The organism is Parasalinivibrio latis (assembly GCF_036825535.1).
In the GTDB taxonomy this organism is placed as follows: Bacteria; Pseudomonadota; Gammaproteobacteria; order Enterobacterales; family Vibrionaceae; genus Parasalinivibrio; species Parasalinivibrio latis.
The window spans coordinates 508338-526405 of record NZ_CP098813.1 but is presented as its reverse complement, the minus strand read 5'-3'; the positions used below and the strand labels follow the sequence as shown (position 1 = coordinate 526405).

Sequence of the window (18068 nt, the reverse complement as noted above, 5' to 3'; positions counted from 1 at the left end):
TTATTTGAGTATTAACTCAGTGCAGTATGGCACATTTTAGCGAACACTTGTAAGCTGAAAATTGTAAATGTCTCTCCTTAAGCTTTGATGACAGTGACAGGGGAGAACGAGGGGGAAATTAGGGTGCTGACTAACACACTGAAAAAGGAAGGGTAGCTCTGGGCTACCCTTTGGATATTATCGACAGAATAGATTAATGGACGTGGCCGTGTGCCACTTCTTCTTCTGTTGCGTCACGCACTTCAAGGACGGTGCCGGTAAAGGTAAGGGTTTTACCGGCCAGCGGGTGGTTTGCATCCACGGTAACCTGGCCGTCTTCTACCTGGGTAACCACTACCTGAACCTGACCTTGTGGGCCCTGTGCAGTAAAAGCCATGCCAGGTTCTACGTTGTCCACGCCCTGAAATGCTTCAAGGGGAACTTCCTGGACCATGTCAGGGTTGTATTCACCGTAGCCGTCGCCTGGGGCAACTTCTACATCAAATTCGTCACCGGTCTGTTTACCTTCCAGCGCCTTTTCCAATCCAGGGATAATGTTGCCTGCACCGTGAAGGTATGCCAGCGGCTCTTTACCTTCTGAAGTGTCGATGATGTTGTCAGACTCATCTTTCACGGTGTAATCGATTGATACGACTTTGTTGTTTTCAATCATATAGCCGTCCTTTGGTTCCGGCGGTGTATGTGTGCGACTGGCACTTCTTAGGCAAAAGTGTCCGGCTCGCCCGAAGAGCGAAAATAAAACCATCCAAGCTCTCAATACCAATCGGACTATTCCTAAGTCATGTCGGACCAACGAAATTATCCATTCGGTATAACCAAATGCTAACACAGCCAAATTTCCCATCAGATTACAGCCGGGCATTTGTGACCTACGGCACGTAAATATCCGGAAATCAGAAGATTCCGGTGTGCTACTTAACCCTCATTGCGCTGAATTTCAAAGTGGTAGCCACCCTCCGGATCTGGGACAAAATCCAGAAAATTCCGGATGCTGGGGAGTGTATCCGCCGTGTGGTGGGTCACATAGAGAATCTGCGTCAACCGGGTTGAAGCCAGCAGTTCCAGCGATGACAGAATCAGGTTCCTGTTAAGGATGTCCAGCCCCTGGCAGGGTTCATCCAGCAATAGGATAGGCGGACGTTTTATCAGCGCCCTTGCGATGATCAGAAGCCGCTGTTGGCCATAGGAGAGCTGCTTGAAGCGGGTGTTTTTGTGTTTACCGAGCTGGAGCAAATCCAATAACGCATCGGCTTCTTTCCACTGCGGCGCGGAGGTTCGCTGGTAGAGCCCTATGGAATCAAACAGGCCGGATACCACCACTTCACGGGCGGTATTGTTCACCCGGTACTGGAGGTGTAAAGACGAAGACACCATACCGATGTGCTTCTTTATTTCCCACACCGATTCACCACTGCCGCGTTGTATGCCCAGCAGGTTAATGTCGTTGCTGTAGCACTGCGGGTGGTCACCGAATATCAGGTTGAGGAGGGTACTTTTCCCGCAGCCGTTTGGCCCCCGGATCTGCCAGTGTTCTCCGTTGTTCAGCGTCCAGTTCAGGTCCCTGAAAATTTTGGCTTCGGTGTATTCCACCTTGCCATCGTTAATCCGGATAAGGGGATCCGGGTGTGTTGCCGGTGGGTAGGCGTTGATATGTCCGATAAGATCGGAAGCCTGTGTCTGCGCCAGGGAGCGGATGTGCTCATTCACCGGATGCGTTGCCCATTGGCTGTAAGGGATTACTTCACTGATTTTTTCATGATCCAGCAGGGCGACATGGGTGGTACAGGCCGGGATTTCGTCTTCCCTGGAGACAAATATTACCATCTGGTGGTTTGCCGCAATGCGTTCAAGCAATGCCCGCAGCCAGGACTGATGTTCTATATCAAGCCCGGCGAAAGGATCGTCCAATACCAGCAGGCCTGGGGCACTCGTGATAGCAAGTGCTAACATAAGCCGGCGCGTTTCACCGGTGGAGAGTTGGCGGAACCCTTTGTCCGCTATCCGGTGAAGGTCGAACTCTGCCATGACCTCACGCTTTTCCCCTTCATCGGAAATGGCCGCATCCACAAAGTCTTGAACCGTCCGGCCGATATCAAACCGGTCGAGGAGGTCGGTTTCGTCGTTCTCAAGCTCCTCTTCCAACAGTTTACGCTGGCGCTCCAGGGATACACAGGCAACACGCTGGTGCTGGTTGTCCAGGGTTCCTTTCAACGGTATGTGGTCACCGCAGAGCAGATCTCCCAAATGGTTGGAGACGGTGTCGTCGGCACCAAATATGACCCACTGCTCGCCATTGTTGATTGTCGCGTTCAGCGTAAGTTTTTGACCTTCCTGGTCAGTAATTTCAATATTTTCCAGAAAAATACACATTGTTCCCTCTCATCCTTCCCGTACATTATTACCAATCTGATAAGAAAACATCCACGGAAAGGACACGCTTCAGGGAGGAAATATGAGCTATCTGGTTTTGGGACTGGTTATCTGGTCACTGGTGCATTTCATTCCATCCGCTGCACCTGGCGTAAAACAGGGAATGGTTGGGCGCTTCGGTGAGAATGGGTACAAAGGCATTTTTTCGCTGTTGATCGTGCTGTCTCTGGTTTTCATTGTTTTGGGGTGGCGTTCTTCCGTACCGGAATATCTGTACACCACCTCACCTGGCATGAGGCTGGTCACCCTGGTGCTGATGATTGTCGCTTTTCTGCTGTTTGGTGCGGCAAAGACCACGTCCCGTATCAAGCAGTATGTCCGGCACCCGCAACTAACCAGTGTGATTGTCTGGTCGGTTGCCCACTTGATTTCAAATGGTGACAGCCGCTCTCTGGTGCTGTTTGGCGGTCTGGGGCTCTGGGCCATCGTTGAAATTATTCTGATCAACCGCCGTGAAGGTGAGTGGAAAAAGCCGTCTGTCCCGACATGGATGCAAGAGGCCAGGTTCACTGCCGTCAGCCTGGTGATTATGGTTGTGGTGGTATTTCTTCATCCCTATATTGCGGGTGTCCCGCTTCGCTGACAGCCTGCCACGGTCAGGCGGATGCCTGAAGGCTTATTTCCCGTGAACCGTACCGCCGAAAACCAGCTTGGTTTAGCCGGCGGTACCCCGAGACAAGCCGGTGAGGCGTTGCCCATTCACTCAGGCATATTCAGCAGTACCCCAATATCCCTTGGTTGTTCCTCCATGGACAGGTATCACGCCATACCGTGTTGCTGAACCGTTTTTCTACCGCTCTTTTGCTTGGGTCAAAAACAACGGTGTGGTTTCAAAAACAAATACCTGCCTGATGTTCCACCTGACTTCCACAATGTCTAATCCGTACCGGAAGCAGCCTTCGGAAACGCAAAATTTCTATGAAAGATATTTCATTAAGGGGAAATTTATTGGCCTGAAATTGTGTCCAGTTGGTCATCCATCACGTTTTCAAGCACGCTTTTTTCGTTAATCTACACAACCGGCAAATATTCAGTGCTGTCGGGATTAAATCCAGAAGCGTCCTGAGCTCAATGAAATATGTGCGTTTTTAATCTGTTGCAGTCACATCGGTTTCATATTGTGGTCTACACTCAAATTACGGTGTGTCGATATCGTTACACACGTTTCATTTGTCCGTCGGTTTGCATAGGACTGCCTTAGTCGTTGAAAAGGAAGCAGGAGAATCCTGCTAAAGCCGGTGAATTCGATGTCCAACCAGCAATACGCAAAAAATGAACTCAATAATCAGGGGTTGCGGATGCCTGAGTCCCTTGTGACGGTTAACTTTGGCACACATTATCCGCAGATTGCTGATGACCCACGCCTGTACCTGAGGGTATTGGCTATCTACATTGCCGAACACAGGCAATTCCGTTCCCGTTTTTCAGCGTGCTGTGAAAGCATGGAAATGAAGCCGATAAGGGAATGTATCCACGCTATTAAAGGCTCCAGCGGCACCCTGGGAATGCAGCGTCTGTATGAAGTGGCAGAGCAGTATGAGCAGCAGGTTATCAACGGGATTGCACTCAGCGACGAGCAGAGAGAGACATTGATAACGCTGGTACTCGATTCAATCCAGGATGCGGAACAGATTGTAGCAATGAATGAAAGCTACCCAGGGGACGATGACCCGGATGAAGTGTTTAGAGCCTATCCGGAGATCAAAGAGGATCTGATGCGTTGCCTGTCAAACTATGAAGTGATCCCGGATACCTTGGTGCACGAATACAAAAGCACAGCAAAATGTGCTGTGGGGTTGCCGATTGTAAAACTGGTGATGTCAGCTATTGAACGGTTTGATTACGACACTGCGCACAGGATTCTTAAAGAAAAAGGATAATTTATGGTTGGAGAAGTCAGTACCAAAAATGCAGTAATTTTGGTGGTCGACGACGATCCGGTAGTGTTAGCCAATGTCAGCAGCCTGCTGGCAAAGGCGGGTCACAGAGTTTTGGTGGCCAAAGAAGGGGAAAAGGCAATCCAGCTTGCAAAGGATAAGCGTCCTGATTTGGTTCTGCTTGATATCCACATGCCGGGCTTGTCTGGTATTGAGATTTGTAACCGGCTGAAAAGTGACGAAGCCAGTATGCATTTCCCGGTTATTTTCCTGACCGGGAGTGACCATGAAATTGAGGATGCGTTCAATGCCGGCGGTGTTGATTACATTCTTAAACCTTTCAGGCTGGATGAACTCATGGCCAGGGTTCATACCCACATTAAGATTTCCCGGCTGAGGACATCACTGGAAGATTTCAACCTTGCGCTTAAAAGCCTTAACAATACGCTTGAGGAAAAGGTCAAAGAACGGACCCAGAAACTCACCAGCGCCAACAACTCCCTGAGACTGGAAATAGAGCAGCGTATTCAACTGCAGCAAAAGCTCGACTACCTTTCCCGCTACGATTTTGTTACCCATATCTATAACCGCCGTTCGATGATGCTGGAAGTGCGCAAAGCCATGCAGCATCAATTGAGTGATGCGGATACCCGGTACTATTTTATTTATCTCGACCTAGACCAGTTCCGGGTGATCAATGACTCTTTCAACCGTTCTGTGGGTGACCGGCTGATGAAGGAACTGACTAAAGTCCTTCAGGAAACCCTGGATGAAGGCGACGTGATTGCGCGGATGGGGGGGGATGAATTTGGCGTACTGACGCAGATGCCGGATATTAAAGTGGCGCTGCAGAAAACCTTTTTGCTCAAGCAGGCCGTAGAGGCATACCGGCTGGAACACAGCGGTGAGCTGATTAAAGCCAGTGCCAGTTACGGGCTGGTTGAAATCGACAATACCTTTGATGATGCCAAGGAGCTGGTCAATATTGCGGAACGGACCTGCTTCCAGTCTAAAGACAAGGGTGGCGGTGAGATTACGGTCTACAACATGACCAAGAGCCACATTGAAAAGAACAAGCAGCAAATGCGCTGGGTGCCAGTGATACAGCGGGCAATCGAGAATGATGACCTGTTACTGTGCGGCCAGAAAATCATTGATATCCGAACCGGCGACGTCAAGAAAGCCGAGATGCTGGTCCGGATGCGGGGGGAGGATGGCAGTATCATCCCACCCAACAACTTTATCCCGGTTGCTGAGCGCTTCCACCTTATTTCCTCTATCGACCAGTGGGTTTTGGATAACACGCTCCAACAGATTAAACAGCACAATTTTGACTACCAGCTGGCCGTCAATGTTTCCGGCGAGACCATCGCCAAGAGCTCTTTTGCTGAGTATGCAGAAAACCTGATTCGTGAATCCGGTATTGATGGCAGCCAGATTTGTTTCGAGATCACGGAGACGTCGGTCCTGACTGATATCAAACGCACCAATGCCTTTATTGAACGCCTGCGCCGGATGGGCTGTAAGTTTGCACTGGATGACTTCGGGACCGGGACATCCTCCTATGCGTACCTGAAAGAGCTTGATGTTGATGTGATTAAGATTGATGGACTTTTTGTCCGGGATCTGGTGCAGGAGAAAATCAGCCGCATGATGGTGGAGTCGGTAGTGGCTATCGCCTGCGAAACCCAGCGTAAAACGGTGGCAGAGTGCGTTGAAGACCAGGCGGCATTGGATCTGCTGCGGGACATTGGCGTGGACTATGCGCAGGGGTTTTTCATCCACCGGCCTGCGCTTCTGTCTGAAATCCAGTAGGTCATCAAGAAAACACAAAGGCCGGCACAGTTGCCGGCCTTTGTGTTTCTGGGTTTAACGTCATTATGAATAGGCGACTGAAGGTAACCAGAGTGCCAATTGAGGCCAGAATACCAACGCTGAAAGTGCCAAAAGCTGGAGGATGATAAACGGCACAACCCCCCGGTAAATATCGGCAAGCCTTACGCCAGGTGGGCAAACCCCTTTCAGGTAAAACAGTGCAAAGCCCACGGGTGGTGTCAGGAAACTGGTTTGAAGTGCCATGGCAACCAGCATGACAAACCATACTGTCACAGGCTCATCCAATGCCGGGTAATGGCCAATTTGCAGATCCAGTGCCCCTACAACCGGGGTCAGCAGCGGCAGGACAATCAGCGTTATTTCAATCCAGTCGAGGAAGAACCCGAGCAGGAAAATCACAAACAGGATGAACACCACCACGCCATAAGGCCCAAAAGGCAGTGCCGCAAAGATACTTTCAATAAACTCATCCCCGCCCAGTTCGCGTAATACAAGGGCAAAGCATGACGCACCAATAAAAATAGCAAAAATGTACGCCGTGGTTTTGAAGCTGTTGTGCAGTACGTCCTTCAGTACGTCCAGAGAGAACTTCTTGTAATAAATTGCCAGAAGTGTGGCGCCAAATGCCCCGACACCGGATGCTTCCGTGGGTGTGGCAACGCCGGTAAAGATGGAGCCTAGCACCGCGACAATAAGCAGTACGGTGGGGATAATGGCTTTTAACACTTCAGCGATAAGCCGCCAGTCTACTTTTCTCACATTCTCCGGAAGTGGGATTTTCTGTGGGCTGACAATGCCAACACCCAACAGGTAAACGATGTAAATCCCGCCAAGCAACAAGCCGGGAAACATTGCGGCCATAAAGAGATCACCAACGGAAAGACCGAGTTGGTCAGCCATGATTACCAGCATGATGGAGGGTGGCAGCAGGATACCCAATGTACCGGCAGATGCGACAGTCCCGAGCGCCAGCGGCAGGTGGTAACCCTGTTTCATCATTGCAGGGAGGGACATCATAGCCAGCAGCACCACCGAGGCACCGATAATGCCGGTGGATGCAGCGAGGATAATCCCAATAGCGGTGACAGTGATCGCCAGCCCGCCGTGAACCCGGCCAAACAACGCTTGCATGGAGTGCATCAGGCGGTCAGCCACACCGGATTTATCCAGCATATTCCCCATAAAGATAAACATGGGCAGGGCGACCAGTATCCAGTTGTCCATGATTTTATAAATACGGTTTACCACCAGCCCCAGCGTGGTGAAATCGAGCCCGGTCCATGTATCAAAATACAGATCCGCGTAGTAACCGAGAAAGGCGAAGCCGACACCCACACCGGATAGCACCCAAGCCACCGGTACGCCGATAAACAGCAGCACCAGAAAGGTGCCGAACATCCCGAGGATCAGAATCTCGTTCGCTTCCATTATTTCCCTCCCTGGCGAATAACGGCGATGGATCGAATCAGGCGCGACAGGCTGGTAAAGCCAAGCAGCACCATACTGGCCGGAATGGCCGACTTAATCAGCCAGCGCCAGGGCAGGCCGGAAGGAGAATTGGACCGCTCTGATACTCGCCATGACTCGTACACAAAGTCGAGGGAGTGAATAAAGACCACATAAAGGAACGGCCAAAGCAGGAAAAGAATCGTAAAGACTTCGATTGCCGCTTTTACCCTGGGGGGAAAGCGGTGGTAAAAAATGTCTACCCGGACATTTGCTCCATAGACTTCGGCATAGGAAAGCCCGAACAATACGCCCACTGCGTACAAATGCCATTGCAACTCTTCCAGGGCTATCTGCCCGTTATCAAAGACTTTTCGCAAGACCACCTGGAGCAGGATAACCAGCACCAGAAAAAAATAACTCCATGCCAGGGTGCGTCCTATCACCTTGACCATGTTGTCGATGCTGTCAGCAAAAGGTACGGAAGGCGAATTCAGTTCCGTCATTAGCAGCCTCCGGAATGAAAGCGGGCAGCCGTTGAGTGGCTGCCCGGACAGTGATGGTTTTAGTTACGCGGGAGGAAGCCTTTGCTTGCCCATACGCTGTAGTTCTCACGGAACTGGGAGAAATCAGCCCAGACTTTGGAGAAGAACGGGTCTTTCTTCTGTTCTTCTACCACTTCGAGCCATGCATTACGGTAAACATCCAGCATATCGTCGCTCCAGTACATATGCTTGACGCCGTTTTCTGCAGATTTCTTCATGGCGGAGAACTGCATGGACTCACCTTCCGCAATGGAGTAGGTCATAGACGCCATACACACAGTTTCGATACCGGTCTGCTGGGATTTATCCATCTTGTTCCAGGTATCTTTGTTGATCAGCAGTTCAAACACCGTGGACTGCTGGTGCCAGCCTGGGAAGTAGTTGTACTTGACAATCTTGTCGAAACCCAGGCGCGCATCAATGGCCGGTTGCGAGAATTCAGACGCATCAATTGCCCCTTTTTCAAGCGCACCGAAAATTTCACCGCCAGGCAGCTGAACCGTACCGACCCCGAGTTTTTCCATTACCTGGCCACCAAGGCCAAAGAAACGCATGGTCATGCCCTTGAGATCTTCCTGGCTTTCAATTGGCTTCTTAAACCAACCGGAGGTTTCGGGAGAGATGATGGCGCAAGGCACCACTTTCACGTTGTAGCCGGCCTGGTCGTACATTTCCTGGTAAAGCTTCAAGCCGTTACCAAAGTAAAGCCACGCCATGTACTCAGGTGCTTCAGGGCCAAATGGTACAGCAGAAAAAAGCGGGGCCGCGGGCATTTTTCCCTGCCAGTAACCGGCAGTGGCATAGCCTGAATTTACTTTGCCAGAAGAAACCGCATCGAGTATTTCAAGGGGGGCCACCAGCTTACCCGGTTCATACACTTTCATCTTGATGGTGTTGCCGGTAACGGCAGTAATGCGTTCTGAAACCCACTTAATTGGGGTGCCCAGTGCCGGTAGGTGGGTGCCGAATGCGATAGGGGTTTTCAGCAGAATTTTATCGGCAGCCGTTGCGGTCACAGAAGCGCACGCCAGAACGGCTGCGGCAACAAACTTCATCTTTGGTTTCATGTATCCACTCCTTGGTTAGTTTGGATATCCGGCAGACAGCGAAGCTAAAGAATGTCATCGGTATGCACTTGCTTGTTTATCACCCTTTAGTTGACGTCATCTAACCACTAGAATTATGTTACATACCATTAACATTCGCATGTATTAGGTATAGCGCGTAAGCCTTGTACGCAGTAATACGTAACCGGGGAAAGACAGCGTGATAAAGGTCTCACTAAATCCTGACTCGAAATTCAAATACCAGATACTGACACTGGCTGTTGCACCTCTTTTGATCATGTTCTCCCTCATCATCGGCCTTATTTATTACCAGTCCGGAAAGTTGACAGCTGAGGAAGCGCAGCTTATCCGGCGGGAAACTCTCGCCAGTAAAAAGCAGGAACTGCTTAAATATCTTGAACTTGCCCGTAAGACCATCGAGCCGATATATGACAGCGCCTCTGCCGATGATGAGGATGCAAAAAAGCAGGTGGTTTCCATTCTTAACAACCTTACCTTCGGGGATGACGGCTATTTTTTTGCTTACACCTACGATGGCACCAACCTGGTGCTGCCTTACCAAAGCGAACTGCTTGGGAAAAACCTCTGGGATGTAGAGGATTACCGGGGTTTCAAGCTGTTACAGGCGTTAATAAAGCAAGCCCAGGACGGTGGCGGTTTTGTGACCTATTACTGGCATAAACCTTCCCGTCAGGAACCGGTAGAAAAGCTCAGCTACGCTATAGGTTTGGACAAGTGGGGCTGGATGGTTGGGACTGGCGTATACCTTGATGATGTTGAAAAACAAACCGCCAGTATCAACAACAAAATTGAGGCGACTATCAGCAAAACATTTTTGGGCCTGGCGATGACATTGGTCGTGTCCCTTGGGGTGTTGGCAAGCTTTGCGACATCGATCCACCTCGGGGAGCGGCAGCTTGCAAACAGCAAGTTGCAGCAGTTGAACCGCCGGATAATCGAATCCCAGGAAGAAGAGCGGAACCGGGTTGCAAGGGAGCTTCATGACGGTATCAACCAGATCCTGGTGTCGGCCAAATTCCGGCTCGACAGCATTGAAGAAGCCGGCGATGAACAGGAACGCGCCGGGCATATTGAAAAGGGCAGGCAGGCAATAGCTTTGGCGGTAGGGGAGCTGCGCCGTATTTCCAGGGATCTCCGGCCAACGATTCTTGATGATCTTGGGCTGCTGGTGGCGCTCGAATCACTGGCCAAAGAGGTATCAGAGCGGTCGGGGGTTGAGGTGCTGTTCGAGCACCATATTGGCTCAAAGCTGCTGTCACCTGAACAGGAACTGACACTTTACCGAGTGGCGCAGGAAGCGCTGCACAATGCGGAAAAATACTCCGGTGCAGGAGCCATTGACATGATTCTGCAGCAAGAGGGTTGTGACGTAATGCTGACCATCGCAGATGACGGGGCCGGTATGAGGGAAAACCGTACGGCACCCGCGGAGGGGGATGCTTCTATGGGCCTCAGGAACATGCGGGAAAGGGTGGAGTATCTTAACGGACGGTTTGCAGTAAACAGCAGCCAGGAAGAAGGAACGGAAATTCGGGTGGTTTTGCCGGTTCTGCCGACGGCGGCCGTTTAAACAAGGACAGGTTGTAAGGGTAAGGGGGAAACATGATACGGCTGGTTTTGGCTGATGATCATTTATTGCTGCAGGATGGGCTTGTGGACCGGCTCCAGCGGCAGCCACTTTTCGAAATAGTCGGTACGGCGAGTGACGGGGAAACCGCATGCGAACTTGCCATACGGCTGCAGCCCCATGTTCTGTTAACAGATATCACCATGCCGGGTATGAACGGTATCGATGTACTGAAAACGCTGCGGCGTGAAGCGCCTGATGTCAAAGTAGTGATGCTGAGTATGCACAGTAATAAGGAATATATCCTGGCAGCCATGCATGCAGGTGCCAGCGGGTACCTGCTAAAGGAAATATCCTCGATGGAGCTGGTGCGTGCACTAGAAGTCATTGCCGCCGGGGGGACATATTTCAGCTCGGGAGTGTCTCAGACATTGATGGAAAGTGTTGATGATCTGGAACGCAAGGATGCCTTGCCGGACAACCAACCGACTCCCCGTGAGCGTGATGTGCTGATCCTTATTGCCAACGGAGCCTGTAACAAAACCATTGCCCGTGAACTCAACATCAGTGTCCGGACAGTAGAGACCCACCGGATGAGGGTTAAGAAAAAGCTTGGGGTGACGTCTACCGCCGGGTTGGTTAAATACGCCCTGGAACAGGGCTGGGTACATCAGGACAACAGCCAAAAGGAGATTGTATGAGTGTTGGGAAGCACGTTTTTGTTACCGGGGGAGCAAGCGGTATCGGGTTTGCAATTGGGCGTCATTTTGCTATCAAAGGTTACACCGTCACATTATCCGATGTGAACGCAGACAATTTATCAGAAGCCGCCAAAGCACTGGAACAAGAAGGCATCACGGTTGATTGCCATGTCATGGATGTCACTGACCAGGCCCAGGTAGATGCGTTGCCGGAACAAATGGATATGCCTGTCGATATTCTGGTGAACAATGCCGGCATCCAGCATGTCTCCCCGCTTGAGGAATTTCCGTCAGATCGCTGGAAGTTGCTGATTGATATTATGTTGACGGCACCCGCGATGCTGACTAAAACCTTATTGCCATCAATGCGGGAGCGGGGTTACGGGCGCATTATCAATGTGGGTTCCATTCACAGCCTTGTTGCGTCTCCTTATAAATCTGCCTATGTCGCTGCCAAGCATGGTTTGCTGGGGTTTGCAAAAACCGTTGCACTGGAAACCGGGGATACCGATATCACCATTAATACGCTTTGCCCCTCATATGTATTGACCCCTCTTGTTGAAAACCAGATTGCCGATCAGGCACGCGCAAACGGAATATCAGAAGAAGAAGTCATTAACGACATTATGCTGGTTCCGATGCCTAAAAAAGCATTTATCCATTTCGAAGAGCTGGCAGAAACTGCGTTGTTTCTTGTTTCACCTCAGGCGAAAAATATCACTGCACAGGCAATTGCATTAGACGGCGGTTGGACGGCACGCTGATTCTGTCTCTGGTTTAAACCATCGGTCTCATTAGTTGGAGGCATCTCAAAGGCTTAGCTATACTCAATTATGCGAATAGGAGGATTTGCATGGAGTGTAAGCAAGCCGTATGGGACAAGGAATCCGGCTGGGAAGCGTTTGAGGCGTTGGTTGCATTGGATTCTCCGCAAAGTCTTGTTGTTGTTTTTGGGGTTCAATCCCAACCCGAGTTCCTTTCTGCGTTCCGGCAACTGCAAACTGCAATGCCGGAAAGCCAGATCGTAGGCTGTTCTACTGCCGGAGAAATTCGGACAGGCGATATCCATGTTATCGAGCAGAGTGTCGTTGCGACGGTACTGAAATTTGAGTCTACCCAGATTCAGGTAGAATGCCTGCCAGTTTCCTATGATAAATCCTTTTGGTGTGGGGAAAACCTGGGTTCCAGGCTGAAAGGGGACAACCTGAAACTGGTCATGGTCTTGGGTGACGGCACCAGTATAGAGGGCAGCCAACTCTCCTATGGGCTGAATTCAGTTTTGCCGGATGGGGTGCCGGTTATCGGTGGGCTTGCCGGTGACTACAACAAATGGGAAGAGACCTTCACTCTGTTCGACAACAAACTCAGTTCTGGACATGCAGTCGCAGTTGGTTTCTACGGTGAGTCGCTCGACGTGGGTTTCGGTATCGGAGGCGGTTGGCTTGCCTTTGGGCCAGAGCGGACCGTGACATATTCTGAAGGTACCCACGTCTACGAGATCGACTACCAGCCCGCCTTTGAACTCTACAAAAAATACCTCGGGGAACTGGCGGATGAATTGCCAGGCAGCGGTTACAACTTCCCTATCCAGGTGGCTCTGCCTGATTGTGAACAAAAAATCATCCGTAGTCTGGTCTCAATAGATGATGAGGATGGCAGCATCATTTTTGCCGGTGCCGTTCCTGAAGGAGCCCTGGTGCACTTAATGATGAGTAATTTTAAGTCGCTGATTGAAGGGGCTCAGTCTGCCGCAGAGGCTTGCGGGACCGGTTCGCAACCCGATGTCGCCATACTGGTGAGTTGTGTTGGGCGGCGTATATTACTTGAGCAGTTGACGGATGAAGAGGTTGACGCTGTTTCTCAGGTGTTGGGTGAAAACACAATGATTGCAGGGTTTTATTCCTATGGAGAGTTTTCCCCTTCGGGTGAGTGCCTCAATTGTCTCCACCATAACCAGACGATGACAATCACAACGCTGAAAGAGGGATAGCAATGCATAAGTTGCTAAAACGGCAACTCTATAAAATTTTTGGCGAAGCTGAAATTAATGATTCCCGGGTTGAAGCCTTCCTGGATCTGGTTACTGGCGCTTACAAGACCTTTGAGCGTAACGAACAGTTGTTGCGACGTGCAATGACAATCAGCACTGAAGAGCTTAAAGAACGAAATGTCTCGTTAGACAAGCTTCTCTCCGCATTCCCTGATACCACCGGTATTTTCAATGACAGTAATTTCCTGTTGGAATTCAGGTGTGGTGCAGGGTTTGAGCGGTTTAAGGACGGTGATTTCCTGCGTCATCAACCTGATACCTTGCCCTTTGTGGCAGATGAAAACGTGTTTGCGTCCAAGTTATCCGATGCGAGGAAAACCCAGGAAGTGACAACCCTTGAATACCTCCTGGTCAACGAAGGGGAATCCCAATATGTTGAAGCCCGGATGACACCGCTGGACGGACTTAAAGTGCTGGTGATTTTCCGCGATGTTACTGAAAGGAGGATGGTGGAGAAGCTTCGGAAGGAAGCATTGATCAAGTCCCGCCGCCGCCAGCAACAACTTCGGTATATGGTTCATGTTGCGCCGGTAGGTATTGTTATCTGTAATTCTGCAGGTGCCATTACCATGATAAACAGCTATGCACAGGAAAAATTTCACCTGGATAAAAACAAAATCATGGGTGAGTACATGCACACATTGTTTGCTGAAAGCAGCCGGAAAGACTACATCGCAGTTCGTAACCTAGCCCTTTCCCATGAGGTTGGGGAGATTCAGGAAAAACGGTTCGATGGACATCTTATCAGTTCCGATGGGACGGGTTTTATTGTGGATGTCGGAGTCGCATCAATTGATATTGATGATGACCGAATTCTGGCACATGTCATCGGAGATATTACGGAGCGGAAGAACCTTGAAGAAGAGCTGTGGCGACTGGCTTCGGTTGATCCACTGACGGGCGCTCTCAACCGGAGAGAATTTACCGGACGGATGGAAAAGCTGCTGGAGGAGGCAAAAAATAGAGATGAGCCGGTTTCACTGCTGATGATGGATTTGGATCACTTTAAGCGTATCAACGATAACTTTGGTCATTCCGCCGGGGATGATGCACTTTGCGCATTTGTGTCTACGGTCTCGGGGCAGTTGCGTGGCAAGGATATCATGGGCCGGTTTGGCGGGGAGGAGTTTGTTGTCGCCTTACCTGGGACAGATCCGGCAAATGCCAAGAAAACCGCTGAAAGGATCAGGAAAATGATACGGGGCTCCGCTATTGAAACCACCAATGGTGAGGTGTGGTGTACTGTCAGTATCGGTATTTCCTGCTTCCCAAGCCATGGTGTAGACATGGAAGATTTGCTGCGCGTAGCAGACGATGCACTTTACCAGTGTAAGCGCCGTGGACGTGATCAGGTGCTGCTCTGCCCGATGTCCCTGCACGGCAAAGAACAGGCGATGTAGGTTTGTGAGCTTCTTCTGCCGGCTTGCCGCTGTTTCATGCGAAGTTTTGTTGATGTTGAACTACGGTCCAGTTGGGTTGGAAAGGTTATTTAATTGTGCGTATGAATATAAAACATCTTTAGGAAGATATTTCTTGCCAGTTTATTTAACACAAAAAAAATAGAAATAATAAGACTGCCTGTTTAATAACCAGTTGTGTCAATGTGGCGTCATTTTAATCAGAATTCGATTCTCAATATTCTTCTTTATTTTTATAATTCTGCTCCCTAACTTTTTTAGTTCATTGCAAATGAAAAAATTCACTTTGAAATGTATCGCTGCGGCGGTAATGGTAACTTCCCTGTCTGGTTGTATGGGTTCAATGGGCCTGAGCAGCATGGTGACCAAAGCTAACCTGTCAGCGGTAGATAACCGTTACGGTCGTGCAGGCCTGTATGTGCTGATGAGCCCGGTTTACGGCATTGCAGCAACTGCTGACCTGTTCATCTTTAACAGCATTGAATTCTGGACAGGCAAAAACCCTATCACAGGTAAGTCTCCTGCGCTGGTGGACATGCCGGTTAATGCGGTGTTCAAGGTTAACGACAAGCTTGACAAGGATCTGACCAAAGCACCTTTGGCCAACGTAATGCACCAGGACATCAAGTCTGCTGAAATGCAGCAGATCGATGCAAATACACTGGAAATGAAAGTGGCTTACAACGACGGTTCTAACAAGGTACTGCGTGGTGAAAAAGCCGGTGAGATGGTGAACTTCTACCTTGATGGCCAGTTTGTTTCTGCTGTAAGCATTGATGAGCTGAACCAGTATGCTTCAATGAAAGCTTAATTCTCTTATTTGAATTGCTATTATTGAAAAAGAAGGCGCCGGTAAGGCGCCTTTTTATATAGGAAATATTTTTTTAATATTTATTTTTGTAAAAATTTCCACAAGATAAATATCAGGACTTTTTCGGTTCCAGGGTAAGTGAATATAAACTTGAACCGACAAGATCTTTCAGTGTGACAGTCATCGCTTCAGATTCCCCGTCAATGTCCACCTGCCCGAAGAACTGCAATCCAGCTGACGGAGGGAGGTTAACTTTCCCTCCTTCGGGATGCTTGCTGAACAGAACCTGTGGGCCGAATGTGTTGTCCATGTCGTTGGGACCGAATGTCCCGGCGTTGAGCGGACCGGATACAAACTCATAAAACGGCAGGAAGTCCTGATACTGGGCTTCATTCGGGTCATAGTAGTGTGCAGCCGTATAGTGGACGTCAGCAGTGAGCCAAACCACGTTCTGGATGTTGTTGATCTTGATGAACGAGAGTAGCTCGACGATCTCAAGCTCCCTGCCTTTTGGCGCCCCGTCACCGTTAGCCAGGTTCTCGAATGTAGACTTGGTTTTCCAGTCGTCATAAACCACCATACCCACCGGCATATCAGAGGCGATGACCTTCCACGTAGCATTTGATGCCAGAAGTTGCTGTTTAAGCCAGCGAAGCTGTTGCTTACCCAAAAACTGTGTGGCTTGCGAAGGCTCGATTTGGTCATTCTTGCCATTGTCTGCGCGGTAGGAACGCATATCGATGGCGAACACATCCAGCGACGGGCCATAGTGGAACTTACGGTAAATACGCTGTGGATCTGCCACTGACCGGCGGATAGGGCTGTATTCGAAGAAGGCTTCACGGGCTCGGGCAGACAAAAGCGCAACGCTGCTTTCATTCTGGAAGCGGGGATCATTGAGCACTTCCGCCGGGTACCAGTTATTGACGGTTTCATGGTCATCCCACTGGACGATCATTGGTACTTCAGCGTTGAAGGCGCGAACATTTTTGTCCATTAAGTTGTAGGCAAAGTTACCACGAAACTCTTTAAGGGTTTCTGCCACCTTACTTTTCTCTTCCGTCATGACATTCTTCCACACCTCGCCATTACCCATATCAACTTCTGCTTTCATCGGGCCATCGGCGTAAATGGTATCGCCACAGTGGATAAAGAAATCTGGCTTGGTCTGGCGCATGGTTTCGTATATACGCATGCCGCCCCACTCTTCATTGATTCCCCAGCCTTGCCCGGCTGTGTCGCCGGACCACAGGAAACGGATGTCAGTGCGGACTGCCGGTGGTGTGGCAAAGCTGCCAACCGCCGGCTCGCCCCAGGTCTGCCAGTCTTCCAATGACTGGTAACGGATTCGGTAGTGCACAGTCTGGCCTGATGGAAGACCGGTCAGGTTGAGTTTACTGGTAAAGTCACTGTTGCTTATGGCATTCGGCCCCTGGACGGTGACCGAATTGTTGAATTCCGGGTTGGTGGCGACGTCGACCCACATTTGTGCAGGCTTGTCGCTGCGGGACCAGACAACAGCCTCTCCCTGCGTTATGTCACCACTCATTACACCATAGGGTGTTGTTGGCCGGTGTTTACCACTGCGTGCAAATGCTGGTGCAAAACCGCCGAGAAACAGCGTACCCGCCGCTGCGGTGGAGCCCAGCACGAACTGACGGCGGTTAACACCGGACTTATCCTCATTGCTCATAACATCCTCACTGCTTTTTGGTTTGACTGGATGGTTCAATGTTTATGGTTACCCAACTGCAATACAGCTCGGTGAACGAGGTGTTATGTGCGGGTGACACAACAATGACGGCAGGAGTTTCCGTCTCACAAAACAGGCATCTTTCTCTTGTTAAATCATCAAATGCAAATCATTATCAATATCATTAATGATGTGTATTGTTTCAAACGGGAGGGAGTGATGCAGGCACTATCAGATACCCAGAACTACACGGTGGAATGGTTACGTGATGCGGTGCGTTACGGACGTTTTCCCGATGAGCCAAGGCTGCTTCAAGTGTGGATGCTAAAGGAGAAGGAACTGGCTTCAAGCTGTCGTTGTCGCGGTGCCGACTGGAAATGTTGCGCTGATGAACTGACTGTGTTGCTGGATACCATCTGCGACGATCTGGTTCCGATGCACTGGCGGAGACAGTGTGTTGATGCCATCAACCTCCCCCTGTACCGATTGCAACGATTGGTGCAAACAGACGCAGAATATGATGCGCTCAGGCATTATTTCCTGAAAGTAAGGTCATTGACTGATATTCACCGGGATACCGCCGTGAACTAGGAACATAAGGAAGAC

General features: G+C 50.1%; 16 protein-coding genes. 10 read left to right on the top strand and 6 right to left on the bottom strand.

What is annotated here, in order from left to right; genetic code table 11:
- Window positions 1–193 precede the first annotated feature (193 nt).
- A complete protein-coding gene (locus tag NF212_RS19460; RefSeq protein WP_434362471.1) occupies window positions 194–652 on the bottom strand; it encodes an FKBP-type peptidyl-prolyl cis-trans isomerase in 459 nt (152 codons plus the stop codon).
- A 263-nt stretch (window positions 653–915) separates the two neighbouring features.
- Window positions 916–2370, bottom strand: a complete 1455-nt coding sequence (locus tag NF212_RS19455) for an ATP-binding cassette domain-containing protein (RefSeq protein ID WP_434362469.1) — start codon at window positions 2368–2370, stop codon at window positions 916–918.
- 82 nt (window positions 2371–2452) lie between these two features.
- On the opposite strand from NF212_RS19455, the gene NF212_RS19450 reads away from it, so the two are divergent.
- The 3 genes from NF212_RS19450 to NF212_RS19440 all read left to right on the top strand — a co-directional run bounded on the left by NF212_RS19450 (window position 2453) and on the right by NF212_RS19440 (window position 6122).
- Window positions 2453–3013, top strand: a complete 561-nt coding sequence (locus tag NF212_RS19450; protein ID WP_434362468.1) for an NnrU family protein — start codon at window positions 2453–2455, stop codon at window positions 3011–3013.
- A 664-nt stretch (window positions 3014–3677) separates the two neighbouring features.
- The gene (locus tag NF212_RS19445) at window positions 3678–4310 is read left to right on the top strand and encodes an Hpt domain-containing protein (protein ID WP_434362466.1); all 633 of its coding nucleotides are present in this window, start codon (window positions 3678–3680) and stop codon (window positions 4308–4310) included.
- A 3-nt stretch (window positions 4311–4313) separates the two neighbouring features.
- Window positions 4314–6122 (top strand): two-component system response regulator, encoded by a 1809-nt coding sequence (locus tag NF212_RS19440; RefSeq protein WP_434362464.1) that lies wholly within the window; start codon window positions 4314–4316, stop codon window positions 6120–6122.
- A 63-nt stretch (window positions 6123–6185) separates the two neighbouring features.
- On the opposite strand, the gene NF212_RS19435 is transcribed toward NF212_RS19440, so the two are convergent.
- The 3 genes from NF212_RS19435 to NF212_RS19425 are packed head-to-tail and all read right to left on the bottom strand — an operon-like array spanning window position 6186 to window position 9189.
- Entirely contained in the window at window positions 6186–7571 is a 1386-nt protein-coding gene (locus tag NF212_RS19435; protein ID WP_434362463.1) for a TRAP transporter large permease, read from the bottom strand.
- Complete coding sequence (locus NF212_RS19430) at window positions 7571–8095, bottom strand: TRAP transporter small permease subunit (RefSeq protein WP_434362462.1); 525 nt, start codon at window positions 8093–8095, stop codon at window positions 7571–7573. Before NF212_RS19430 ends, NF212_RS19435 begins: the two co-directional genes overlap by 1 nt.
- Window positions 8096–8154: 59 nt before the next feature.
- The gene (locus NF212_RS19425; RefSeq protein WP_434363026.1) at window positions 8155–9189 is read right to left on the bottom strand and encodes a TRAP transporter substrate-binding protein; all 1035 of its coding nucleotides are present in this window, start codon (window positions 9187–9189) and stop codon (window positions 8155–8157) included.
- 211 nt (window positions 9190–9400) lie between these two features.
- Here NF212_RS19425 and NF212_RS19420 point away from each other — a divergent pair, with 211 nt between their 5' ends.
- From NF212_RS19420 to NF212_RS19395, 6 genes are all read left to right on the top strand, one after another.
- Window positions 9401–10792: a cache domain-containing protein gene (locus tag NF212_RS19420; protein ID WP_434362461.1), complete on the top strand. Its 1392-nt coding sequence runs from the start codon at window positions 9401–9403 to the stop codon at window positions 10790–10792.
- Between the two features lie 32 nt (window positions 10793–10824).
- A complete protein-coding gene (locus NF212_RS19415; protein WP_434362460.1) occupies window positions 10825–11490 on the top strand; it encodes a response regulator in 666 nt (221 codons plus the stop codon).
- Window positions 11487–12254, top strand: coding sequence for a 3-hydroxybutyrate dehydrogenase (locus NF212_RS19410; protein WP_434362459.1), 768 nt, complete (start codon window positions 11487–11489; stop codon window positions 12252–12254). The genes NF212_RS19415 and NF212_RS19410 overlap by 4 nt, the downstream gene beginning before the upstream one ends.
- 89 nt (window positions 12255–12343) lie before the next feature.
- Entirely contained in the window at window positions 12344–13480 is a 1137-nt protein-coding gene (locus NF212_RS19405; RefSeq protein WP_434362458.1) for an FIST signal transduction protein, read from the top strand.
- 2 nt (window positions 13481–13482) lie between these two features.
- Window positions 13483–14940 (top strand): sensor domain-containing diguanylate cyclase, encoded by a 1458-nt coding sequence (locus NF212_RS19400; RefSeq protein ID WP_434362457.1) that lies wholly within the window; start codon window positions 13483–13485, stop codon window positions 14938–14940.
- A 289-nt stretch (window positions 14941–15229) separates the two neighbouring features.
- A complete protein-coding gene (locus NF212_RS19395) occupies window positions 15230–15769 on the top strand; it encodes a DUF3332 domain-containing protein (protein ID WP_434362455.1) in 540 nt (179 codons plus the stop codon).
- A gap of 112 nt (window positions 15770–15881) precedes the next feature.
- Here NF212_RS19395 and NF212_RS19390 read toward each other — a convergent pair whose 3' ends face one another.
- Window positions 15882–17462 carry an alkaline phosphatase D family protein gene (locus NF212_RS19390; protein WP_434362453.1) on the bottom strand — a complete coding sequence of 527 codons (1581 nt, stop codon included), beginning with the start codon at window positions 17460–17462 and terminating at the stop codon, window positions 15882–15884.
- A gap of 219 nt (window positions 17463–17681) precedes the next feature.
- On the opposite strand from NF212_RS19390, the gene NF212_RS19385 reads away from it, so the two are divergent.
- Entirely contained in the window at window positions 17682–18053 is a 372-nt protein-coding gene (locus NF212_RS19385; protein WP_434362452.1) for a hypothetical protein, read from the top strand.
- The last annotated feature ends 15 nt before the right edge of the window (window positions 18054–18068 follow it).